This is a genomic window from Clostridium sp. 29_15 (assembly GCF_001916075.1).
Classification (GTDB): Bacteria; Bacillota; Clostridia; order Clostridiales; family Clostridiaceae; genus Clostridium; species Clostridium lentum.
Genome location: NZ_MNRT01000042.1, coordinates 68,419 through 93,664 on the forward strand (window position 1 = coordinate 68,419; position 25,246 = coordinate 93,664).

At 28.5% G+C, this 25,246-nt stretch carries 20 protein-coding genes and 1 pseudogene; 5 read left to right on the forward strand and 16 right to left on the reverse strand.

Going from position 1 to position 25,246, the window contains the following annotated elements:
- Positions 1 to 202 precede the first annotated feature (202 nt).
- Positions 203 to 1,300: a redox-regulated ATPase YchF gene (ychF, locus tag BHW04_RS11130; RefSeq protein ID WP_022212647.1), complete on the reverse strand. Its 1,098-nt coding sequence runs from the start codon at positions 1,298 to 1,300 to the stop codon at positions 203 to 205.
- A gap of 339 nt (positions 1,301 to 1,639) precedes the next feature.
- Here ychF and pdaA point away from each other — a divergent pair, with 339 nt between their 5' ends.
- Positions 1,640 to 2,395, forward strand: coding sequence for a delta-lactam-biosynthetic de-N-acetylase (pdaA, locus tag BHW04_RS11135; RefSeq protein ID WP_186835127.1), 756 nt, complete (start codon positions 1,640 to 1,642; stop codon positions 2,393 to 2,395).
- Positions 2,396 to 2,433: 38 nt separating this feature from the next.
- On the opposite strand, the gene BHW04_RS11140 is transcribed toward pdaA, so the two are convergent.
- The 8 genes from BHW04_RS11140 to BHW04_RS11175 form a co-directional block, all read right to left on the reverse strand.
- Positions 2,434 to 3,072 carry a cyclodeaminase/cyclohydrolase family protein gene (locus BHW04_RS11140; protein WP_022212649.1) on the reverse strand — a complete coding sequence of 213 codons (639 nt, stop codon included), beginning with the start codon at positions 3,070 to 3,072 and terminating at the stop codon, positions 2,434 to 2,436.
- A 12-nt stretch (positions 3,073 to 3,084) separates the two neighbouring features.
- Positions 3,085 to 4,227, reverse strand: coding sequence for a glycosyltransferase (locus BHW04_RS11145; protein ID WP_302632726.1), 1,143 nt, complete (start codon positions 4,225 to 4,227; stop codon positions 3,085 to 3,087).
- 6 nt (positions 4,228 to 4,233) lie between these two features.
- Positions 4,234 to 5,508 carry a glycosyltransferase gene (locus BHW04_RS11150; RefSeq protein ID WP_022211127.1) on the reverse strand — a complete coding sequence of 425 codons (1,275 nt, stop codon included), beginning with the start codon at positions 5,506 to 5,508 and terminating at the stop codon, positions 4,234 to 4,236.
- Between the two features lie 3 nt (positions 5,509 to 5,511).
- Positions 5,512 to 7,044: a murein biosynthesis integral membrane protein MurJ gene (murJ, locus tag BHW04_RS11155; protein ID WP_022211128.1), complete on the reverse strand. Its 1,533-nt coding sequence runs from the start codon at positions 7,042 to 7,044 to the stop codon at positions 5,512 to 5,514.
- Positions 7,034 to 7,780, reverse strand: a complete 747-nt coding sequence (locus BHW04_RS11160) for a WecB/TagA/CpsF family glycosyltransferase (protein ID WP_022211129.1) — start codon at positions 7,778 to 7,780, stop codon at positions 7,034 to 7,036. The genes murJ and BHW04_RS11160 overlap by 11 nt, the downstream gene beginning before the upstream one ends.
- A gap of 12 nt (positions 7,781 to 7,792) precedes the next feature.
- Positions 7,793 to 8,881: a tetratricopeptide repeat protein gene (locus BHW04_RS11165; RefSeq protein ID WP_302699671.1), complete on the reverse strand. Its 1,089-nt coding sequence runs from the start codon at positions 8,879 to 8,881 to the stop codon at positions 7,793 to 7,795.
- Positions 8,882 to 9,017: 136 nt separating this feature from the next.
- Positions 9,018 to 10,745, reverse strand: coding sequence for a phospho-sugar mutase (locus BHW04_RS11170; protein WP_302631582.1), 1,728 nt, complete (start codon positions 10,743 to 10,745; stop codon positions 9,018 to 9,020).
- A gap of 151 nt (positions 10,746 to 10,896) precedes the next feature.
- Entirely contained in the window at positions 10,897 to 11,490 is a 594-nt protein-coding gene (locus tag BHW04_RS11175) for a 50S ribosomal protein L25 (RefSeq protein WP_302631581.1), read from the reverse strand.
- A 197-nt stretch (positions 11,491 to 11,687) separates the two neighbouring features.
- On the opposite strand from BHW04_RS11175, the gene BHW04_RS11180 reads away from it, so the two are divergent.
- Both BHW04_RS11180 and glmS read left to right on the forward strand, forming a co-directional pair.
- Positions 11,688 to 13,151 carry an aminotransferase class I/II-fold pyridoxal phosphate-dependent enzyme gene (locus BHW04_RS11180; RefSeq protein ID WP_022211133.1) on the forward strand — a complete coding sequence of 488 codons (1,464 nt, stop codon included), beginning with the start codon at positions 11,688 to 11,690 and terminating at the stop codon, positions 13,149 to 13,151.
- A 202-nt stretch (positions 13,152 to 13,353) separates the two neighbouring features.
- Positions 13,354 to 15,177: a glutamine--fructose-6-phosphate transaminase (isomerizing) gene (gene glmS / locus BHW04_RS11185; protein ID WP_022211134.1), complete on the forward strand. Its 1,824-nt coding sequence runs from the start codon at positions 13,354 to 13,356 to the stop codon at positions 15,175 to 15,177.
- Between the two features lie 44 nt (positions 15,178 to 15,221).
- On the opposite strand, the gene BHW04_RS11190 is transcribed toward glmS, so the two are convergent.
- From BHW04_RS11190 to zapA, 6 genes and pseudogenes are all read right to left on the reverse strand, one after another.
- Entirely contained in the window at positions 15,222 to 16,250 is a 1,029-nt protein-coding gene (locus BHW04_RS11190; protein ID WP_022211135.1) for a hypothetical protein, read from the reverse strand.
- Between the two features lie 13 nt (positions 16,251 to 16,263).
- Positions 16,264 to 16,704 (reverse strand): annotated as a pseudogene (locus tag BHW04_RS11195) (DUF523 domain-containing protein); the annotation flags it as partial.
- A gap of 63 nt (positions 16,705 to 16,767) precedes the next feature.
- The gene (locus tag BHW04_RS11200) at positions 16,768 to 19,125 is read right to left on the reverse strand and encodes an endonuclease MutS2 (RefSeq protein WP_302699674.1); all 2,358 of its coding nucleotides are present in this window, start codon (positions 19,123 to 19,125) and stop codon (positions 16,768 to 16,770) included.
- Positions 19,126 to 19,141: 16 nt separating this feature from the next.
- Positions 19,142 to 19,486: a hypothetical protein gene (locus tag BHW04_RS11205; protein ID WP_022211138.1), complete on the reverse strand. Its 345-nt coding sequence runs from the start codon at positions 19,484 to 19,486 to the stop codon at positions 19,142 to 19,144.
- Positions 19,487 to 19,493: 7 nt separating this feature from the next.
- A complete protein-coding gene (locus BHW04_RS11210; protein ID WP_302699676.1) occupies positions 19,494 to 21,845 on the reverse strand; it encodes a DUF3656 domain-containing U32 family peptidase in 2,352 nt (783 codons plus the stop codon).
- A gap of 67 nt (positions 21,846 to 21,912) precedes the next feature.
- Positions 21,913 to 23,034 carry a cell division protein ZapA gene (zapA, locus tag BHW04_RS11215; RefSeq protein WP_302699678.1) on the reverse strand — a complete coding sequence of 374 codons (1,122 nt, stop codon included), beginning with the start codon at positions 23,032 to 23,034 and terminating at the stop codon, positions 21,913 to 21,915.
- Between the two features lie 162 nt (positions 23,035 to 23,196).
- Between zapA and BHW04_RS11220 the strand changes: the two genes are divergently transcribed.
- Positions 23,197 to 24,114 (forward strand): radical SAM protein, encoded by a 918-nt coding sequence (locus BHW04_RS11220; RefSeq protein ID WP_441294427.1) that lies wholly within the window; start codon positions 23,197 to 23,199, stop codon positions 24,112 to 24,114.
- A 23-nt stretch (positions 24,115 to 24,137) separates the two neighbouring features.
- Here the strand turns inward: BHW04_RS11220 and BHW04_RS11225 are convergent, their stop codons facing one another.
- Positions 24,138 to 24,674, reverse strand: coding sequence for a hypothetical protein (locus BHW04_RS11225; protein ID WP_302699680.1), 537 nt, complete (start codon positions 24,672 to 24,674; stop codon positions 24,138 to 24,140).
- Between the two features lie 204 nt (positions 24,675 to 24,878).
- On the opposite strand from BHW04_RS11225, the gene BHW04_RS11230 reads away from it, so the two are divergent.
- A complete protein-coding gene (locus BHW04_RS11230; RefSeq protein ID WP_302630631.1) occupies positions 24,879 to 25,178 on the forward strand; it encodes a hypothetical protein in 300 nt (99 codons plus the stop codon).
- Positions 25,179 to 25,246 lie beyond the last annotated feature (68 nt).

Genomic DNA, 25,246 nt, shown 5'->3' on the forward strand with positions numbered 1-25,246 from the left:
TAAATTGATTTTGTTTCATATGTGCATAACTGCTACATTATACCGTTTTAACCACTCTATTATATATTCTATATAAAATTACAGTATCCTTCAAGATTTATTTAGTATTTATTCTATATTTATTGACATTAAAACAACTTTATCGAAAAAATAACTCTACATGAATATTAATCCATGTAGAGTTATAAGGAAATTTAAAATATTAAACGTTAAATCTAAAGTTAACTACGTCACCATCATGCATAACGTAATCTTTGCCTTCTAATCTATATTTTCCTTTTTCTTTAGCTTGTGCTTCTGAGCCACATTCAACTAAATCATTATAAGCCACAACTTCTGCTCTGATAAATCCTCTTTCAATATCAGTGTGTATCTTACCAGCAGCTTGAGGTGCCTTTGTACCTTCTTTAATAGTCCAAGCTCTAACCTCTTGAACTCCAGCTGTAAGATAACTTATTAATCCTAACAATCTATAAGATGCTCTTATAAGTTTATCTAAGCCAGCTTCAGTTAAGCCATATTCTTCTAACATTTCTGCTTTTTCTTCATCTTCTAAACCTGAAAGTTCTTCTTCAAGCTTAGCACAAACAACTACTATTTCAGAGTTTTCTGCTTCTGCATATTCTCTAACCTTTTGAACATATTCATTGTTTAAGTTTCCGCTCATCATATCATCTTCAGATATGTTACATGCATAAAGTACCGGCTTAGAAGTAATCATAAATAAAGTCTTAATGAATGCTTCTTCATCTTCATTAACTTCTAAAGTTCTTATAGGCTTATTTAATTCTAAATGAGCCTTAACTTTTTCCATTATTTCATATTCAACCTTTGCTTTTTTATCGCCTGATCTAGCAAGCTTAACTCCCTTTTCCATTCTTCTTTCAAGAACTTCTAGGTCAGCAAATATTAATTCTAAATTTATAGTTTCAATATCTCTTATTGGATCAACGCTTCCCTCAACATGTACAACATTTTCATCATTAAAACATCTTACTGTATGAACAATAGCTTCAACTTCTCTTATGTGAGATAAAAATTTATTTCCTAATCCCTCACCTTTTGAAGCTCCTTTAACTAATCCTGCAATATCATAAAATTCTACAGTAGTATAGACTTTTCTCTTTGTATTATACATTTTTTCTAATACATCTAATCTCCTATCTGGTACACTTACAACACCAACATTTGGTTCTATAGTACAGAATGGATAGTTAGCTGATTCTGCACCTGCTTTTGTTATCGCATTAAATAATGTACTTTTTCCTACGTTTGGTAATCCTACAATTCCTAATCTCATCTATGTACATTCCTTTCTTACCTTAACTAATACTTTAAGATTATACTCTAGATATAATTTTATTTCAACACAATAATATTATTATCGCTTTTTAAAATAATAATTAATTTCCCTTGTTAGGCTACTTAATCTAAATTTTGATTTTAACATACTCCTACTTCTTTTTACTCATTTATTTTACAGTTCATTCCTAATTTAACTCATTATCAATACTATTTTAAATTTTTCCATGTTTATATTATCTGCTTTTACTAAAAATAGATTTAAAAGACTTAATAGGAGGTTTTAATAGTGAAAAATAAAAGCCTAAATATTTTTATCTTTTCTTTACTAATTTTAATGGCATGTAATTTTATTTCTGCCAACAGTTATAGCATTCAAAATAAATCAGCCCCAGAAAACTCAGAATTAAACTGGTACTTTGTTAATCGTGGAAATAATCAAAGTCCTGAATGTCCAAAAGAAAGTGCTGAGTTTTTAGATACCTACGATGCTTATTATGTTGGTGATACAGAAAATAAAATAATTTATTTAACATTTGATGAAGGATATGAAAATGGGTACACTGTAAAAATATTAGATGTTTTAAAGGAAGAAAATGTACCAGCAGCATTTTTTGTGGTGAAACCATACATCATTCAAAACCCTGAAATAATTAAAAGAATGAATTTAGAAGGACATCTAGTATGTAATCATTCTTCTCACCACCCTTCCATGGCTTCAATTACTGACAAAGAAAAATTCATCAAAGAATTTACTGAAGTTGAAGATGCCTATAAAGAAATTACTGATTCAGAAATGCCTAAATTCTTCCGTCCACCAATGGGTAAATACTCATTGACATCTTTAAAACAAACAAAGGAATTAGGTTATAAGACAATTTTTTGGAGCTTTGCCTATAAAGATTGGATTATTGATAATCAGCCAAGCAAAGAAATGGCTATTAAAAAGATTACCTCTGGAGTTCATCCTGGATGTATCATGCTTCTTCATGCTGTATCTAAAACCAATACCCATGTCTTAAAGGATGTTATAACTCAGCTTAAAAATGAGGGATATGAATTTAAATCTTTAAATGATTTACCAGAAAAATAATCTAAAAGTAAAACAGAGAATGCTAAGCATCCTCTGTTTTATATTTCATTATAAAATCCACTACAGATTTCTTCTTTTAAAACTCTTGATTTCATAGATATTTCATTACATCTCTCTGGAATATTTTTAAATTCCTCATATGATTTTAGTGATTTATAATTTATCAACACATTTATAATTGCACTTTCTATTGCACCATTAAGCAATATAGCTGCTACAATTCCATCTGATTTAAGATTCTTATTACCAAAAGTTATTGCAAATTTTATATTATCATAATATACTAAAGATTTTTCTGCTAACTCCAATGGCGTATTCATTGCCTTTATCGTTGCATATTTAAGCTTTTCTTTCCTAATATTCTTTTCTTCTTCTGTGCCATTAGAAAGTCTATAGCAATCCATAACAGCCATAAAATCTGCTCTATCCTTTTCCATAAAAGTCAAAGCATTCTTAGTAAATTCTTTTGTTTCAGCTTGAAATTTAAGCATTTTTGATTTATTTTCTTCTGTAAGATTTTGAAATAATTTTTTGTCAACAGTGAAAGAATATACCATATCATTTAAACTAGATGCAAGTGCAGAAACTAAAGCTGCTGTACTTCCACCACCTGGTGAAGATTTATCACCTGATAAATCTTCTATAAATTTTGATATGGTCATTTCCTTAAATTCCATTTTTCATGCCCCCTATTTTAAAACTTCTTTATACACAGAAATTATCTTATTTACTATAACCTTAGGACTAAATCTTTTTAAGCAGTCAATCCTTATTTCTTCTTCATCATAACTTTCAATATTATCATAAACTTCTATCATTTTTTCTGCCAATATATCTATATCATCTATTGGAATAAGATATCCATTAAGATTATTTATAATATCTTCTGCTCCACCATTTAAAGCCCCTATAACCGGTCTTCCACTGGCAAGAGCTTCAATATACACTACACCAAATGTTTCATATCTAGAAGGTAATACAAAACAGTCACATTTATTCATCCATTTTGAAACATCATCTCTTGAAAGAGCTCCTAAAAAGATTATTTGATCTTTAACACCATTCTCCACAGTCAAAGCTTCTAACCAAGATCTTTGACTGCCATCCCCGCCTATATATAATACTGCTTCCTTATCTTTAAACTTCTTTGCAAAAGACTTTATTAATGTATCAAATCCTTTTTCACCTTCTAAAAATGCCAGTGAAAAGAAAATAAACTTTTCATTTTTAATTCTTTTTTTAATAGTAAATTTTGATAGATCCACTAAATTTCCTATGACTTCTATATCCTGTCTTCCACTTAAAGATTCTATTTCATTTTTTAAGCCATTACCTACAGTTATCACTTTTTGAGCTTTCTTATAAGAATCACAAATAAATGGTATATAGCTTTTCTTTACATATGGTCCTCTCTCTACAGAGGAATGTTCAGTAATAACTAAAGGTATATTATATTTTTCTGCTATATAAGCAGCACTTATTCCTCCCCATAGAGAAGACTGAGCATGAATTATATCTATAGCTCCTTCTTTTTTCACTATTTCTTTATATAATTTTTCCATCCTTTTGTTAAACACTTTAAACATTAAAGGATTCTTAGGAATATAGTTATAATTTTTATATCTATATGTCTTTAATCCATCTTCAACATTATACTTAAGACCTTTTTCTTCATGAATTTTTCCCAGCATAGTAAGTGGCCACACTTCATTGTATGCTACTGTTACTTTAACACCAGCTTTTTGTAACTCTAAAGCTTGTTCTTTAAAAAAGCTTCCATGAACCTTATTTCTAACATTGGAATACCATGATGGTATGAACATAATATGCATATTCTTTTACCCCTTTAATATATCATTAAGTTTACCTGAAATATTTTCCCACTTATATTCCTTAAGCGGATGGAATTTATCTTCATTATCCAAATGATTAAAAATTTTATATATACCACCTACAATTTCTTCTGGATTATTATTTACAACAATGCATTTTTCTTTATCTCTTACCACATCTAATATAGGATCATTTTCATCGCCTAAAATAACAAATATTATTCCATCTGCTCCAAAATAATCATAAATCTTAGCAGGGATTTGTCTTGAGTTCTTATTACCAAAAATCATTAGCACATCACCATTAAGCATATAAGATATCGCTTTGTCGTAAGGTATCCTTGGTGAAACATCCACAACTGTTACATCAACTAAATTTTTTTTCATACCTTCATTGTCAATATTACCAAAGAATAAAACATTTAATTTCTTAAAACTTTCTGGATCTCTTTTCTCAAGTATCTTTAATGCCTCGACAAAAGGATTTGTATTTCTAAGCTTTGAGAAAATTTCTCCAGCATAAATAAAGTTTATTTTATCTTTATTTATCTTTTCTGCTGGCACAGTGCTTTTTATCTTTTCATATGCTTTTTCATCATACCCTCTTGTTAAAATGAAAGTCTTTTCCTTCGGTATATTATAACTATTAAGATAATCATCACGATTTGATTTAGTAACAAAAATATGTCTATCAGCAAGATTTATAATATCTTTTTCAAATCCTCCTTCTATTTTTCGTCTTATATATCCCATATTTTCTCTAGTAGAATCCTTTAACCAAGGGTCACTCCAATATGTAATCCACGGAACACCCTTATTTTCCTTTTTTATATACATTGCGCATATATGACTTGAAGGAGGTTCATGCATTGAAAATATTACATCAAACCTTTCCTTATCCATTAATTCAAGACCTACTTTAGAAGCTTTTCTAGCCCAATTTAAATACATATCAGGTATGGCAATAATTTTTTTACCTTTCTTTAATAATTCTTTTAAAGCTGATTTGCTAGAATTATTATTAGAATTTACTCCATTATTACCTTTCTTAGGCATTATTTTTTCAAATATCTTTCCACCAGATACTTTATGAATCTTAACCTTCGGATTAAGCATGCTTAAAATATATTCATCATAATATATTGAGTTCTTTGGAAAATCCACTGTAAGCAAATGTATATCGTTACCTTCATTAACTAAATTATTAAGATACTGTAGTGTTTCTATAGATGCAGAATTATTTATTAATGGAGAATAACAAGCTATAAATAAAATTTTCATATATTATCTCTCCCCTTTTGCCACTTTGTTTTTTAACATACTTAGTACTTCATTAAGTTCTTCTATCCTTAGCACAATTGAAATTATCACATATAATGCTGCTCCAACTATTGCATCAATAATTATTTTAATTACTCCTGTAATTCCTGTTAAATAATTAAATACTAAAAGAGCTAAAAACATCATAATTGTTGTTAATGTGATTTTAGCTAACTTTACTAATAAAATCTTTAAATCAATTTGTCCTGTATATTTCACTATTGCCCTAAATAAAAGCAACGCTATTATCACTGATGAAATAGATGAAGCCAACGCAACACCTATTATTCCATACCTTTTAGATAAATATATATTCAAAATAATATTTGTTGCAACACCTATTATTCCATTAAAAGCGGTAGTTTTTGTTTTTTCCATGGCAAATAGTGATGAATTTAATATATCTCTTATACCTGTAAATGGAATTGAAAATGAATATCCTAATATAGCTAAAGATGTCAATCTTACAGCAGTAGCATCAAATTGATTTCTTGCAAAAATAATTGTAACTACATCTTTATTTAAAATCATTATTCCTGCTGTAACTGGCATTAAAATAAATGCAATAACAACAATACTTTTAACTAGATATTGTAAAAATTCTTTATTATCTTTTTCATTTAATTTATTAGCCATTAATGGATACATAACAGATACAATTGAAGTTGTAATTGCTGTATTAATAAAAGATATAATCTTTTGTCCATATTCAAGATTAGACATTATTCCAACACCTAAAGTTGAACCAATATTAGTATCCACCACCATATTTATAGAGTTTGCACCAGCACCAATTATTACTGGAACTAATAATATAAACATTCTCTTTATATCATTATCATTAATTTTAAACCTAAATTTAATATTGTATCCTTGTCTATAAAGGGATGGTATTTGTACTACCACTCTTAATATGTTTCCAATAACATTGGCAATAGTAACACCTAAGATATTCACATCTTTAAATATTATTAAGTATAGTATTATTGGTGCATTGAAGAACATTCCTAAGATTGATGGTATTACAAAATCTTCACATACTTGCAGTATAGATAAAAAACAAACATTGATTGACATAAAAAGAAGATTTATAAGACTTATCCTTGTTAGATTAATTGCCAACTCCATATTTTCCCTTGAAAATCCCGGTGCAATTATATTTACTATATTTTCTGTAAATATATTTCCTAAAATAAATATACTTAAGGATAAAATTACGAGAATACCAATTACATTATTGGCAAACTCAAACATCTTTTTTTTACTATCCCTATATCTTATTTTACTAAGCATAGGAATAAAGACAGTTGAAACACCGAGTCCTATTATGGTAAATAATGTTTCAGGCACCATAACCGCTGCTTTATATGCATCAGTTATAGCACTAGCACCAAAATAATACGCTACTAGCGAATCTCTTATAAGCCCTAAAAATCTACTGACAATGGTAATTACCATTACTAAAAATGTTGCTTTAAATATTTTTTTACTTTTCATCCTGATTACCTCGGCTACTAGCTACTTTCAAAAGGAATTTTGGAATACTTCCTAATCTTTTTATTCTCCACGGTTCTTTAGCTACTCTGTATGCCCATTCACAACCAACATTAATCATCCATCTTGGAGCCCTTTTTACTTTATCAGCTATAACATCAAAACTTCCTCCAACACCCATAAATATTTCCACAGGAAGCTCGTTAAAATATTTAATAATAAATTTTTCTTGCCTTGGGCATCCCATTGCTACAAATAACACTTTAGGTTTTTTTCTCTTTATATCTGCCAATAACTCATCACAGTTGTCTAAATCAAAAAAGCCATTTTTATATCCTGCAATAATAAGTTTTGGATGATCTTTCTTTAAATTTTCAACACATGTCTTTAATGTTTCTTCTTCTGCACCTACAAGATATATAGAATCACCAGCTTCTTCACATTTAGTTATTATTTCCTTCATAATCTCTATTCCTGCAATTTTTTCGCTAACAGGTGTTTTAAGCATCTTGGCAGCAATTTGTGTGCCTACTCCATCCGGAATAATTAATGCATCATCACTAATAAAATTATTAAATAAAACTTTATCATCTAGCCCTCTATATAATACTTCTGGATTTCCTGATATGATATGGACCTTTTTTCTTTTAAAAATCTCATTTAGACATTCCTTTTTACTTAATGAATATATCCTATATCTTAAGATAGAAATATAATTTTCCTTCATATTCCTCTTCATATTTCTCATCCTTTATTTACTTATTAAATTTTCTATTTCTTTTACAATTTCATCCTCAGAATTTAATTCCTTTGCTATAGCAAGATGTAATTTTGCATTCTTCATATCTTTTAAGTTTATGTAGCACATAATAATATTTGTACAGATTTCAACATCTGTTGAAGCTTCAAAAGCCTTTTTAAAGTATATAAGTGCTTCTTCATATTCTCCTAAGCAAGCATAGTTTAATCCTAGCTCTACTACCACTTCCAGTATTCCACTTTCAATCTTTATACTTTCTCTTAAGTAATGAATTGCTTCTTCAAATTTTTGCAATCTCCTAAAAGCAACACCTATATAATAATAAATAAGTGGATTGCTATCGAATTCTTCTACCAATTCTAATAATAACTGAAGGCTTTTTTCAGGGACTTCATTTAGCATCTCAATAGCTTTCTCATACTTGGTAATATTATCAATATCCTTTGTTAAAACTTTTATTTCCTCAGTGATATTACCGCCTTTGTTAATATACTCGTTTAATTCTATTTTAGATTTCTCAAATTCACCATTATCCTTTAAAATAAGTGCTTTATATAAATGATAATCATTTATTTTTATTTTATTTTTTTCACAATACTCTATATCATCTAATAATACTTCACCAAATTCTTTATCCTTTTCTCTAATATTTTCTCCAACTAAAAGTAGCTTCTTAAGCACTTCATTATCTTTTGAGTAATAATAATAACCCTTAAGTAAAATATAAGCCTCTAAATATTTTTCTTCATTAACATTCTTGGATATTAAAGATCTTATACAATTTTCAGTATCTTTTATATAATCTAATATAAGTTCATAATCGTCATTAAACCTTAAATTTTCATCACAGCCAAAAGCTATGAACATGCCTTCTATAAAATAATATATTGGAAGATTTTTAATCTTTATTTCATTTTCAATATTAGAACTTATATATTCTGTACTTATTGGAAGATATAAATCCTTGTTTTTGAATTTTACATATTTTGGAATGCCTATGCTTTCCTTAAAACCTTCAATATTCATTTCTAAGAATAGCAATTTCCCCATTTTTTCTTTAATTTGCGACCTATAATCCATTATTAACACTCCTTTGCAAATTATCTCATTACATAATACATTATTATAGAAAAACTTTCAAATAAAAGCGATATATTTATGAATTAATACAACAAAAAAACTACTGAAAAAAATCAGTAGCTTTTATTAAAATTAATTATGCTAATTTTTCGTTAACTATATCCATTACTTTACCTTTAAATACTTCTAATTGCTTCTGTGCATCTTCTAAACTTGAGCCTTTAACTGCAAGGTATATTTTCATTTTTGGTTCTGTACCTGAAGGTCTAACAACAAATGAAGAACCATTTTCAAGTATATATTTTAATACATTTGATTTTGGTAAGTTAATTACGCTTTCAGTTCCAGTAATTAAATTTTCTTCTTTGCTTAATTTATAATCAAGCTTAGTAGCAATTTTAACTCCGTTTACTTCTGGTAATGAAGAATTTCTTAATTCATCGATACATTTAGCAATCTTTTCTTGTCCTTCCTTACCTTTTAAATCTATTGAAACAAGACCTTCTTTAAAGAATCCATATTTATTATATAAATCTATTAATCCATCATATAAGCTCTTTCCTTGTTGTTTATAGAATAAAGTCATTTCAGCAATAAGCATTGAAGCTATTACTGCATCTTTATCTCTTACAAATTCTCCTGCTAGGTACCCATAGCTTTCTTCAAAGCCAAACAAGTATTTTCTATCTCCAGCTTCTTGGAATTCTCTTATTTTTTCTCCAATATATTTGAATCCAGTAAGAACATCCATTATTTCTATTCCATAATGTGTAGCTATAGCTCTAGCTCCTTCTGTTGTAACTATAGTTTTAATTACAACACCATTTTCAGGAAGCTTATTTTCTTCCTTTAATGCTGATAAAATATATTCAGTTAATAATAATCCAGTTTGATTTCCATTTAATACTCTGTAATTTCCTTCGCTATCTTTTACTACAACTCCAATTCTATCACAGTCAGGATCTGTACCAAATATTATATCTGGATTTGAAGTTTTTGCCATATCTAATGCTATTTCAAAAACTTGTGGATCTTCTGGATTTGGATATGGTGCTGTTGGGAAATTTCCATCTGGTAACTCTTGTTCTTTAACAACTTGAACTTGTTCATAACCTAATTCCTTTAATACTCTTCTTACTGGAATATTTCCAGTACCATGAATCGGTGTATAAATCACTTTTAAATCCTTAGCATTTTTTTCTACTAATTCTCTTCTTATTGTTAAAGATTTTACTTGTTCTAAGTAAGCTTTATCAACTTCTTCACCTACATAAGTTAAAAGATTATCCCTTATAGCTTCTTCTTTTGATATAGTCTTGATTTCATCAAAAGATTTTATATTATTTACTTCATTTATTATTATAGTTGCTTTTTCATCTGTTACTTGTCCACCAAATTCATCATAAACCTTGTAACCATTGTATATCTTAGGATTATGTGAAGCAGTTACCATAATACCACCATTACAATTTAAATGTCTAACTGCAAAAGATAACATTGGTGTAGGTCTTAAGCTTTCATATAAGAATACCTTTACTCCATTGCTGCATAAAGTTAAAGCAGCTGCTTCAGCAAATTCCTTTGACATATTTCTTGAATCATATGCAATGGCCACAGATGGCTCTTCAAAACTTTTATTTAAATAATTAGCAAAACCTTGAGTTGCTTTTGATACTGTATATACATTCATTCTATTAGACCCAAAACCTATAACTCCTCTAAGTCCGCCTGTTCCAAAATCTAAATCTTTGTAAAATCTGTCTTCTAATTCTTTTTCATCCTTGATTGACCTTAATTCTTCTTTAACTTCTTCAGCTACAACTGCTGAATTTAACCACTCATTAAATTTCTCTTTGTATATCATACTCATACCTCCTAAATTAAGTCATTAAACTTACATCTTATACTATAAAATATTTTTAATCATATAAAAAAAAGCTACATGTATATTATTACTTGTAGCTTAATAAAAATCAATATTTTATTCTTTAAAATTTATATTTTAAAAAGATATTTTAACTTTCATTCTCTTCAGCTGCCATTTCCATATCATCAGCCACTCTCTTTCTTTCATAAATTACTGACGCAATAACTGAATTTAAATCATCCACTATTGAAATTTCAGAGCCTATTTCCAAATCTCCAAATTTATAAACATCGCCTACTGTACCAGTACCAATATTGATATTTAAATATTTAGGTAAAGAATCTACATTTCCTTCAACTTTAACACTATCCTTTTCTTTTTGTAAAACAATCCCTTTTTTATTTATATATTCTTCTCCAATATAATGAATTGGTACCGTAGATATAACTTTTTCTCCAGCAGATACCTCTTCTAAATCTAAGTGTATTATTTTATTTGTTGCAGGATCTCTCTGCATCTCTTTTATTAATGCTTTATGTTCTTTGCCATTATAATTGACATTCATAACCCCATATTGACCATTGGCAGTAATTTCGTCAACTAAATCCATTTCTCCAATTTCAAACATAAAGTTATTAATATTCTTTCCATATAATATTCCTGGTATTTTGCCTCTCTTACGACATTTTTTCGCACTTTTAGCAACACTGCCATCTCGTTTATTTAATTCGATTACTGACACGATATATACCTCCTTAATTACTTTCTTAAGTAATTATTCTCAATTTTAATTATTTTTATGCATTATTATTTTTTATACCAGCATTTGATTAAAATAACATGTAGTAAAGTTACAATTCTGCATATACTATCTTTATAAAGTATCTATATTTTCATTCTAAGAAAAATTTGTCAATAACTTGAAAGAAGGTGTATTTTTTGTATAACTTTGATCAAAATGAAACTCCCTTATTTAATGCATTGATGGAGTATGTAAATAGAGATACATTACCTTTTCATGTACCTGGACATAAAAAAGGCGTTGGTATAGATGAAGAATTTAAAAATTTCATTGGGGAAAATCCATTTAAAATTGATGTAACAGTCTTTAAATTAGTAGATAGCCTCCATCATCCAACAGGACCAATAAAAAAAGCCCAAATACTTACAGCTGATGCTTATGGTGCTGATGCTTCATTCTTTTCAATTCATGGAACATCTGGCGCAATACAAGCTATGATCATGTCAGTGGTATCTGATGGTGACAAAATAATAGTTCCAAGAAATGTTCATAAATCAGTTACCAGTGGCATTATCTTAAGTGGTGCTATTCCAATCTTCATGCAACCTGAATTAGATAAAAAATTAGGGATAGCCCATGGTGTATCACCAAAAACTGTTGAAAAAACTTTAAAAGATAATCCAGATGCAAAAGCATTGCTTTTAATTAATCCAACATATTATGGAGTAGCCACAGACATTAAAAAAATTGCTGAAATAGTTCATAGCTACCATATCCCTTTAATTGTTGATGAAGCCCATGGACCTCATTTAGCATTTTCAAGAAAATTGCCTATGTCAGCCTTAGAAGCTGGTGCAGATATTTGTTCACAAAGCACTCATAAGATTATTGGTTCTCTTACTCAAGCATCATTAATACATATAAAAAGCAAATTTATAAATCCTAATAGAGTACAAAGAAATCTTAATCTTTTACAAACTACTTCTCCTAGCTATATCCTCATGGCATCTTTAGATTGCGCTCGTAGGCAAATAGCATTACATGGTGAAAATTTATTAAATAAAGCCATTGAATTAGCTAACTATACTAGAAATGAAATTAATAAAATACCAGGATTCTATTGTTTTGGCAAAGAAATTCTTGGAAAACCCGGTTCATTTGCCTTTGATCCTACTAAAATAACTATTTGTTGTAGGAATTTGGGAATCACTGGATTTCAACTAGATATGATACTTTATGAAAAATATGCTATTCAGATGGAACTATCTGATTTTTATAATGTGCTTGCTGTTGGTTCTTTTGGTGATACAAAAGAAGGTATGGATAGATTACTTACAGCTTTAAAAGAAATATCCAAAGAATACTATGGGGTAAACAAACCTATTGCTGATTTCTTAGATATTCCCCCTATTCCTACCAAAATTATTAACCCTCGTGAAGCATTTTATGCTGATAAAAAATCAGTACCACTTTCCGAAAGTCTTGGAAAAATTTCTGGCGAATTCTTACTTGCATATCCCCCTGGAATTCCGCTACTTTGTCCTGGTGAAATCATTACCTCCCACATAATAGATTATGTTAACGATTTAAAGAAAGCAAATCTCTATGTTCAAGGTACTGAAGATCCTACTGTAGAAAATATAAAAATTTTAAATATTTGAATATAGATAACCTAAAATATCATCAATATTTTAGGTTATCTTGTATTACCTTGTATCAATATCAATATATTATTTATATACTTATATTAATAAAGTAGATTTATTTTTTAGATAATGTTAAAATAATTCATTATACAATATTTAGAAGTGAATGCACCTTATTTTCCCAAAGCTAAAATATATTTTTGAAAGGAAGAATAATATGTGTGGAATTGTTGGCTATATAGGATATAACCAAGCATCTGATATACTATTAGAAGGACTTAATAAATTAGAATATAGAGGCTACGACTCTGCTGGAGTAGCAATCTTAAATGATAAAATTGAAGTTCGTAAATTTAAAGGAAGATTACTTAATTTAGCCCAAAGTTTAAATGCTAATCCTATTAAAGGAACAGTTGGAATTGGACATACAAGATGGGCTACTCATGGTGAGCCTTCTGATGTAAATGCTCATCCTCATTCTAACGAAAAGATAACTTTTAGCGTAGTTCATAATGGTATCATCGAAAACTACTTAAAGCTAAGAGAATGGTTAATTTTAAAAGGATATAACTTTTATTCCGAAACTGATACTGAAGTTATTCCAAATTTAATTGATTATTATTATAATGGTGATTTATTAGATTCAGTTATTAAAGCTACAGCCAAACTTGAAGGAAGTTTTGCCATTGGAGTTATAAGTAAGAATGAACCTGATAAACTTATAGCTGTAAAGAAGGATAGTCCTTTAATCGTAGGCATTGGACAGAATGAATACTTTATAGCCTCAGATATTCCTGCTGTTTTAAGTCATACTAAAGATGTATATTTACTAAATGACAATGAATTTGTAATATTAACAAAAGATGGTGTCGATATACGTACTAGAAACAAAGAAATTATCAAAAAAGAAATTTTCCATGTAACATGGAATGTTGATGCTGCTGAAAAAGGTGGTTATGAAGATTTCATGCTAAAAGAAATTCATGAACAACCAAAAGCTGTCAGAGATACTTTAGCTGGTAAAATTATCTTAAATAAAGAGATTTCTTTTGATAACATTAAATTTACAAAAAATGACTTAGATAAATTTGATAAAATATATATTGTTGCTTGCGGAACAGCCTATCATGCTGGCCTTGTAGGTAAATACGCTATAGAAAAACTTGCAAATATATCTGTTGAAACTGATATTGCCTCAGAATTTAGATATAGAGAGCCTATAATTACAGATAAAACTTTAGTAATTGTAGTATCTCAATCTGGCGAAACAGCTGATACTTTAGCCGTTCTTAGAGTATCTAAAAAACAAGGAGCCAAAGTTCTTGCCATTACAAATGTAGTAGGTTCTTCTGTTGCAAGAGAAGCTGATGATGTATTTTACACCTTAGCTGGGCCTGAAATTGCTGTGGCTTCTACCAAAGCTTATATAACTCAGCTAGTAGCATTCTATATATTAGCATTACACTTTGCAGAAGTGAAAGGAACTTTAGCTTCATCAGAAATAGAATCCATTAAGAAGGAACTTATAGCTATTCCTAATAAGATTAATGAATTATTAAAAAATAAAGATAATATTCAAAAATATGCATCTTATCATTTTAATCAAAAAGATTTGTTTTTCCTAGGACGTGGATTAGATTTCGCTGTAGCTCTTGAAGGCTCCTTAAAGCTTAAAGAAATTTCTTATATTAATTCTGAAGCATATGCTGGTGGCGAACTTAAACATGGACCAATTGCCTTAATTGAAAAGGGTACTTCTGTTATTACCTTATTAACTCAAGAAAGATTAAAAGATAAAATGATTAGTAATGTAAAAGAAGTAACCACTAGAGGTGGTAATATTCTTGCCATTGTTAATGATGGTGATGAATCTGCAAAAAACATCACAGATGATGTCATATATATTCCAAAGACTATTGATTTATTAACTCCTCTCTTAAGTGTAATACCTCTTCAATTATTATCCTACTATATTGCAAAACTTAAAGGTTGTGATGTTGATAAACCAAGAAATTTAGCTAAATCAGTTACTGTTGAATAAAATAATAAAGGATTAAGTGATTCATTTCACTTAATCCTTTATTATTATTCTAATGTTTCACTTAAAAAAGCTCTAAGTTCAGAATCTAAAGAGTTATTTTTTAAATAATATAATCTATCATTTATTTCACTATCCATTTTGTTTAGTGAATAGAAACTTATAGCTGCTTTAATTCTTAGTTTCTCATCAATATTTTCAAAGCTAACTCTTCCATTTTCACCCTTTAAAATCATCTCCATATCTAATTCACTATCAAATAATGCTAGTGCCTTTATAAATATAAGCTGTTCTCTTGTGTATCTTTCTCTAATATTTATTAAGTTTAATATTATATCATAAGCAGCATCTAAATTACCTTCTAAAATAAACTTTTTATAATATAATTCATATAGTCTCTCTATTTTTCCATAACCCTTAATTTGTGAAAAATATCCTAAAACTTTATACTTATCTTCTTCATTAAATGACTTCATTAAATAAATTAATGAATCAACTATCTTTTCTATTTCTATTCCTTTACCTGCAAGTTTACATAATAAATTAATTGCTTTTAAACAAGAGTTACCTCCATTATCAACAATTTTTAGTAACTCATCTACACCATCTTCTTTAAAACTATATAAAATCGATAATACTGAATTTTCAACAGCTATTGGCCATTGACCTAATTCATCAAATTTTCCTTTCATATATGTAGGTTTTGATACTTTATCTTTTATATATGTGCTTATCAGTTGAATATGTTCTTTACCGATAATTTTACAAGCCTCTTCTGCAGCGCTTTGCATAGAATTAAAGTCTTGGCCACTATCTATTACTCTTAAAATTTGCTGTACAATTATTTTATGAATTTCTTCTTCTGTATAGCTTTTTTCCTTTACTTCAATATATGAATTTTGTTCACTCTTCTCTGAAATACTTTCATAAAAATCTGTATTTGCAACCTTAAAATCATACATATATTTTTCGCTATTTTCACTAGATTTCTCTGCTTCAGAAATATCCTTTGCTTTCAATTGCTCATCTATTTTAACATTTTCTTTTTTCTTTTTTTTCTTAAAAAAATCAAACATTTAAACCCTGTACCTCCAAATCTTTTTCACTTAGTGTCTTAATTCCTATTTCATTTAGCATTTCGGCAGTAATGCCTTTTCCTTTAACTTTATTTCCATTAAAACTTCCATCATATACAAAATTAACTCCACAAGACGGGCTTCTCTCTTTTAATATAGCTGTTGAAATAGAAAGCTTTTTTGCAATTTCCACCACTTCCTTTGCCCCTTTAATAAATTGCTTTGTGACATCCATTCCTTCTTTGGTAACAATTTTACCATTGCCTTCCAGAATATCTTTTGCCTTTGCCTGAAGTTCACTTGGCACTCTTGGCGTAGTAAGTCCCCCTAATTGTTCTGGACATATTAATATTGCTTTCCCACTGATAAATAATTCATTGCATTTTTCATTATAATTGTTTGCACCATCATATTTACAGTTAACTCCACATAAACATGCACTTATCAAATACATAGCTAAGACCTCCCTACTATGCATAATTATAGCATAGTAGAGAGGCCTTTTAAATAATTTATATTATTTTAATTCAACAATTGTAACTCCGTCTCCACCTTCGCCATATACACCAAGTCTATATGATTTAACATGTGGGTGTCTTTTTAACATATCGTTAATTGCTTTTCTTAAAACACCAGTACCTTTTCCATGTACTACTGTAACTTCACCTAAATTACACATATAGGCTTCATCTAGATATTTGTCTGTTCTATAACAAGCTTCTTCTGAATCCATTCCCCTTAAATCAATTCTACTTTCAATAGATTTAGTATTTAATTTAAGTTCTCTCTTTTTCTTTTCCTTTTTAACAGGTACATCATCAACTTTTCTTAGGTCCTTAAGCTTAACATTTATCTTCATAATCCCTGCTTCAACTTGAACTTCACCTTTATTATCAGGCATAGATATAATGACTACCCTTTGATTTAAAGAAGGTAACATAGCTTCCATACCTAATGTAACCTTTGTTATTGCCTCACCTTTTTCTTCTCTAGCAATTCTTAGTGCAGCTTCCTTAGCTTCAAGACTATCCTTAAGCTTCTTTCTTTCTTCTTCAAGTCTATTTCTTCCACCTTCAGCTATACCCATTCTTTCTAGTTCTCGAATAGCTTTTACAATTTCATCTGCTTCATCCTTAGCATTACTTATGATATTTTTAGCTTCTTGCCTAGCTTCCTCATAAGCTTTTTCCCGTACTTTATTTATATTAGCAAGTTTTTGATCATATTCTATCTTTAACTTTTCTGCCTGTTCCTTTAAAATCCTTGCTTCTCGAGCATTATTATTAGCAATAATACTTTTTTCTTGTAAGTCTCTTATAAGATCTTCAAATTGAAGATTATCCTTTGACATATATTCCTTTGCTTTAAATATTACATCATCATTTAAACCTAATCGTCTTGATATTTCAAAGGCATTAGACTTTCCTGGTATTCCTATAAGTAGTCTATAAGTTGGTCTTAATGTTTCAACATCAAATTCTACTGATGCATTTTCCACACCTTCAGTATTTAGAGCATATCCTTTTAACTCACTATAGTGAGTTGTGACCATAACTCTTGAATCTCTACTGTTTAGCTCTTCAATAATTGAAATTGCTAAAGCAGCTCCTTCAGCCGGATCTGTTCCTGAACCTAACTCATCAATAATTATCAGTGAATCTCTATCAGCCTTTTCTAATATAGAAACTATATTAGTCATATGAGATGAGAAAGTTGATAATGATTGCTCTATACTTTGTTCATCACCAATATCAGCGTATATTTCTTTAAAAAATCCTATGGTAGATCCATCTTTTGCAGGAATTAAAAGGCCACTTAAAGCCATTAAATGCAGAAGCCCTACCGTCTTTAATGTTACTGTTTTTCCCCCTGTATTAGGCCCTGTAATCATTAATGTGGTAAAATCCCTACCTAGAAATACATCTGATGGTACTACTTCCTTAGGATTGATCAGTGGATGCTTAGCACCAAATATTTCGAAACTTCTATCCTTTGAAACATTAGGCTTTAATGCATTTATAGCAGAAGCATATTTACCTTTTGCAAAAATAAAATCTAGCTCTGTTAATATCTTTGAATTATTTACGCATTCATTTATATGTTCTGTAACCTTTGCTGACAATGCTGTTAAAATTCTTTCAATTTCTGCTTTTTCTTTTAACATTAACTCTTTTATTTCATTATTTAGATTAACAAGGCTCAGTGGTTCTATAAACAACGTAGCTCCTGTAGAACTTTGGTCATGTACAAGTCCCTGAACAGCACCTTTATATTCAGCCTTAACTGGAAGTACATACCTTTCACCTCTCATAGTATAAATTGCATCTTGTAAATACTTAGAATTAGATCTTACAATAGAATTTATCTTTTCTCTAACAGAAGAATTTTTCTCTTTTAAGCTTCGTCTTATATTATAAAGTGTGGCACTTGCCTTATCACTTATTTCTTCCTCAGATATTATTGCTGTTTCAATATCATTTTCAAGAGATTTTACAGGAGTTAATATATAAGCTAAATCCTCTAAGTTCTTATATGCAATTTCATCATCTTTCCTATTCATGTATTCTTTAAACCTGCGTGAAACTCTAAGCATACCACCAATCTTTAATAATTGCTCAGGTGTAAGAACTCCTCCCTTTCCTGCTCTTTCAATGGCCTCTCTCGTATCATATAATCCTTCAAAAGGAGGTGCACCTTTAGTAATTAATAATTCCAATGCCTCATTTGTTTCTTCAAGTTTCTTTTCAACCTCATAAATTGATTTACAAGGTTTTAGAGAATGTACCATTTCTTTTCCGCTTGAGGTAATTGCATATTTTTCAACTTTATCTTTAATTTTATTAAATTCTAAAATTCTTAGAGTTCTTTCTTTCATCACTCTCTCCCTCTTGCTATTTCATAATTTTATTAAATTCATTTTCCATTTTTTTCTTATTAATTGTAATAATAACATAAGCTATCAAAGAATATACCATTGTTATAACGCTTACTGCATTACTATATATAACTGTTTTACCAATAATCTGTGAAATCATAATAACGATAAATCCAATTATTATTGCTAATAAAATCATTGATACTCTCCAATAACTCTTTACTATGCCCACTGCAGCATTTTTCTCTGCAGTGGTTAATTCTCTAATTTTGTCTTTACTTATTTTTTTGCTACTTTTATTCATTTCTAATATTCCATAAATAAAAACTGCAAGTAAAACTACAATTGCTATTATAACCATATAAATTTTATTCTACTCCTCTTCTATAATGTCCTTTAGTATATTCTTTACTATCAAAATCATCACCATTTTTTAATATTGATATTACATTCTTAACTTCTTTATATGTTTCATCTCTAAAATCAAATCTGAAAGTAGTTATACCAAATCCTTTTAACTCTTCAATTTCATCAATTATATTTAAAGGTACTGGATTTAAAATATAACTTCTACAATATAAATCTGTCATTACCCTAAGCTCTTCATTTACTCTATCTATTAATTTGAACTTATCTTTTGAGCATATTCCATTACATCCGCTATCCTTAGTTCTTCCACCAAATGTACTTCCAATTGGACAGTATTCACTAATCATAAGCTCTGGCTTACCATACACAACCACTCCAGCGTTTCCATTAGCATTCTTCATTAGATTTTTGATTTCTACTCTATTAAGTTCTAAACTTAAAGTAGGAACATCCACATCTTCCTGATAGAAAGCTAAAGATTGTGAGTTAACTATATTTAATTTATAATCACCAATGATGTACAATTTATCTTTAAACTCACTTATTATACCAACATTAGATGTTATAATACCCTTGATATAAGAAGAAACTTCTTCAATAGTCTTAACCACCTTCTTAAATTCTCCTTTAACAATTGTAGAAGTCTTAAGATAAAAATTAATATCTCTATATTTTTCAGCTAGTTCAATTAAATCTTTCTTCTTAATGGAATTTCTTTCCCTGCTAAATAAATCTACAGCTATATTTTGACACTTCATTTCTACTAATGCTTCAACTTGCTCTTTTGTTATACAGCTACAAATAACGTCAACTTTTGTCTTTTCATAAGATGGTTTATGCTTCTCTCCTTTAGCTGGTATCTTTCTTCTATGTTTTCTACATACTTCTTTTGTTATTTTCTCAATTATATCTCTTCTTAAATTATTTAAGTCAGAAACTCTCATAAATCCATCTTCAAAGTTTTCAAATTCTATATTTTCAATTTTAAAAGCAACATCCCCTGATTTCTTTAAAGCTTCTTTAATTCTTTCCTGATCTAATGGTCTCTTTTCTGCTTTTTGAACTACTTCTCCCTGTACTTCATAAAAATTTCCTTTATAATTTATTCTGATAGTTACAGGTTTATCTACAGAAAAATCTACTATAGCATTTAAAGCAATCTTTTTAGTGTATGACTTTAAGTATTCTTCAAGTTCATCAAATAATTGTTTATTAAGACTCTTAAATAGTTCATCACCTTTTTTATAATCAATTGGATAAAGTTTTACTTTATCACCTCTTTTAGCACTCTTTACTTCATTACCTTTATATAGTATCTTACTTAATGTAAATCCTTTATCTCTATATCTGATACCATCACCTACATTTAAATCTTCTTTTATTACTATATCACCATTTTTATCAACTACTCCCAGTGATATTCCTGAGTTTTTGGGTGAATTAAAACTCATCATATCTTTACCAGTATTTTTCTTTAAATATGCATTAGTGAATCCACTTCTATTAAATAATTGTAAAAGTTGCCTCTTTCCAGCTTGATCATCATATTTATTATTATATAATACTTTATCTACAGCCTTTTTATAGTTATCTACCACTCCAGCAACATATTCAGCTCTCTTCATTCTACCTTCTATCTTTAAAGAGTATACTCCTGTATCTACAATGTCTTCTACATCTTCAATAGTACACATATCTTTAGGACTTAATAAATGTCCTTTTGTTTCCCCACTGTGTTCCCCTTTTAAAGTATATTCCATTCTACATGGCTGAGCACATCTTCCTCTATTTCCACTTCTTCCACCAATCATAGAACTCATTAAGCATTGTCCTGAATATGCCACACAAATAGCTCCATGAACAAACATTTCTGTTTCAATAGCTAAATCCTTAGATATATACTTTATTTCCTCTAATGTCATCTCACGTGATAATACTATTCTGTGAAACCCCTTATCTTTAAAATATACTGCTGCTTCACCATTATGTATAGTCATTTGAGTAGATGCATGCACTTCCATCAATGGGAACTCTTCTTTAATTCTTTTTAATAAACCTAAATCTTGAATAATTAAGGCATCAACACCAATTTCATATAGATATCCTACATATCTTACTGCTTCTTCAATTTCATTTTCTTTTAAAATTGTGTTTAATGTTACGTATATTTTCACATCATAGCTATGAGCATAATCAACAGCTTTTAACATATTGTCATTATCGAAGTTAGATGCATATGCTCTTGCCGAAAATTTATTTCCTCCTAAATATACTGCATCAGCGCCTTTATTTATTGCTGCAACCAAACTTTCCATGGTACCTGCTGGTGCAAGTATTTCCACCTTTTCCATTTTTACGTCTCCTTTTTTTGTATATTCTTCATCTTATGTTAAAAGCCTGTTCCACTCTGAACAGACTCTATTTTAATAATGGATTTGCTTTTCTTCTTTCCACTGCCAATTCAACTTGTAGATCAATAAGCTTTTTCTCTAAATCTAAAACCTTATATTTAAAGTTTTGTAATTGGAATTTTATAGCTTTATCCCTATTTAATAAAGCCTTTCTTTGCTCTTTTCCCTTAGCAATTACAGCTTCAAGTTCAAGTATCTTATCTTTCAAAATTTTAGCCTCTTCTTCATCTACAGATGCTTTACTCTTATATTCCTCAATTTCATCTTCTTTTGATGAAATAACTTCTTTTAATACATTTTCGCTATCCTTTAGGTTTTTATTTTCAAGTTCAATATAATTTATATTTATTTTAAACTCTTCTAACATGTTTTCAATTCCACTTTTTTCCACCGATATTTGTTCAACGTTTTCCTTTAAAGCATTATAACTATCCAATACATTATTATACTCTTCAAGTGAAACTTTATTAGCTATATCTTCATTTAATTCAAATATTTTCGCATTTAATTTTTTATTTTCCTTCTTTTCCTTTAAAAATTCATCTTGTGTATTTAGAAGGCTCATGCTTAGTTTTTTATTATTTTCATCTGAAGATGTAAGATTTGATTCTAGTACTTCAATTTTCTTGACTAAATTTTCATTTTCCTTTTTTAAAACTGCCATATTTTCCTTTAATAGCACTACTAATTCTTCTAATTTGCTCTTTTCTTCTAACTCTTCAGTTAAATCAGCAACCTTATCATTTAAAATTTCAGCTTCTCTTGACTTTTGCTCCATTGAGTACAACATCTCTTTTAAAGAAGCCATTTCTTGATTTTTATTTTTAATAGTTTCTTCAACTTCCTGCTTTATTTCTCGTATTCTTTCCTTTAAAGTTAGGTTTCTTTCTTCTAAAGAATTTTTTTCCTTAAGTAAATCCTCAACTTCATTATTACATTTAAAAAGTTCATCTGCTATATTTAATGCACTTAATACTGCAACTGAACTAATGCTTAATTTGTTATTATTACTTGATACTTCTTTAAATTTACCATCAACATATTCTGAAACCTTTAGTAAATATTCATCATCTTCTTTTCCCTTTAAATTATACTCCATCCCATTTATTTTAACTGTTACAGTATTCATTTAATACACCTCTAAATTATATTATAATTACTGATATTATATCATATTTATCTTTGAATAACTATATTCTGCCACATATATTGTCTATTTTTATATTAGTTATTTTAAATTTATTGAAAATATATTTAAATTTGATAGAATCTTAATAAAAGATATACTTTTATGAGGTGTTTAAAATTGATAATAAATTTAGAAACAAAAAAATGCAACTTATGTATAAGAAATTGTAATGTTGACAGAGATATAAATCTTGGTGTATGCCAAGCAGATAATCATTTAAAAGTAGCCAGGGCTCAATTACACTTTTGGGAGGAACCCTGTGTTTCTGGCAAAAATGGCTCAGGAACTGTTTTCTTTTCTCATTGCAATCTTAAATGTGTATTTTGCCAAAACCATTGCATATCACAAGAATTCAACGGTAAAACCATTTCCATTGAAAGATTGGCTGCAATATTCCTAGAACTTGAAAAACAAGGTGCTAACAATATAAATCTAGTTACTCCTACTCATTATGTACCTCAAATCATTAAATCCATTAAAATTGCAAGAAATAATAATTTAACTTTACCAATACTATATAATACTAATTCAATAGACTCTTTAGAAACTATTAAAGCTCTTGATGGACTTGTGGATGTTTATCTACCAGATTTTAAATATTTTGATGATAAATATGCTTTAGCATATTCAAAAATTAACAACTACCGTGAAAATGCTTTAAATGTAATTAAGGAAATGGTACGTCAAGTAGGTGCTCCTTCCTTTAATGATAATGGAATAATACAAAAAGGTGTAATTGTACGTCACTTATTATTACCTGGACTTTTATTTGATTCTAAGAAAGTTATTGACCTTTTATACAATACATTTCATGATGATATCTATATCTCATTAATGAATCAATATGTACCTATGCATAATGCTTATAAATATCCAAAGATAAACAGCAAATTAAATCCTAAACATTACGATTCTATCATAGATTATGCATTGTCCATTGGTGTAAAAAATGGCTTTATTCAAGGAGAAGGAGCCAACACCACAGATTTTGTACCATCCTTTAAAAACGAAGGCGTTTAATTAACATTAAAAATGGGCATAGATTAAACTATACCCATTTTGCTAAATACGCCATATATTATTTGTTTTTTCTTTTGAGTAAGATACTCTCCATAGTATTTATCCTCTTCTTCTGCTGAAAGCTTCTCTACTAGGTTACTATCCATAGAATTTAATACTAACATATTGATATCTCTTCTATATCTCTTTTCTACTATATCATATATTTTATTATATTCTTCAATTCCACTGCTTTTCTTATATTTTCTTATTTCCGAATCTAAGCTTGTATCATATTTTTTTATCTTGTATACGATTGAATCAATTGCCTTACCTTTATTTCTTAGAAAATTTTTTTCATATTCAAGCTTTGCTTTAAATAATGCAGGAATACTATACTCCTCACCAGCAAAATTAAACTTCACTTCTTCTCCTTCAAAAACACTGCTTATTATGTATTCTGCCATATCAATATCATCTGTTATTTTCGTATTTAAAAACTCTTTTCCACCAACTATCTCTATAGCTTTATTTAATTGATTACATTTTTCTATCAGTTTATTATTTTTAAATTTACTCATTTTTATCTCCCTTATTTATATAAGTACTTCATTAGTTCTAATAAATTCATATAAATTATACAAGATTTTATACAGTGTTGCAAAAATTAAATTATTAAAAAATTAATTAAATATACGAAAATAATTATATTTTTATATATTCTTACAATTTTAACATTTATTAAATAAATGTATAATGTAATTTATAAAGGGAGGTATGGTAAAATGTTATTAAAATGTATAAATAATGATTTGTGTTCTACTTTAACTTTAAATAAAGAATACTATGTATTAGAAGAAAGTTCTGATTATTATGTAATAATTGATGATGAGCAAAACGAAACTACTTGTAAAAAATCAAGATTTGAAATTATTGAAGATAATGAACTTTCAAAAAAATGTAAAGCAACAATCAATGAATTAACATATCAGCTAAATCATGAATTTAGCGATATTAAAAACTTTAGCATAAGAAAAAATTCTAAAGGTGAAATTAAAGAAGTATTAATAAAATTCAAATATTAGCTTTTGGTAATCCTATGTCTTGATAAATTCTTATTAGACATAGGATTTTTTCTATAAAAGTTCTTTTC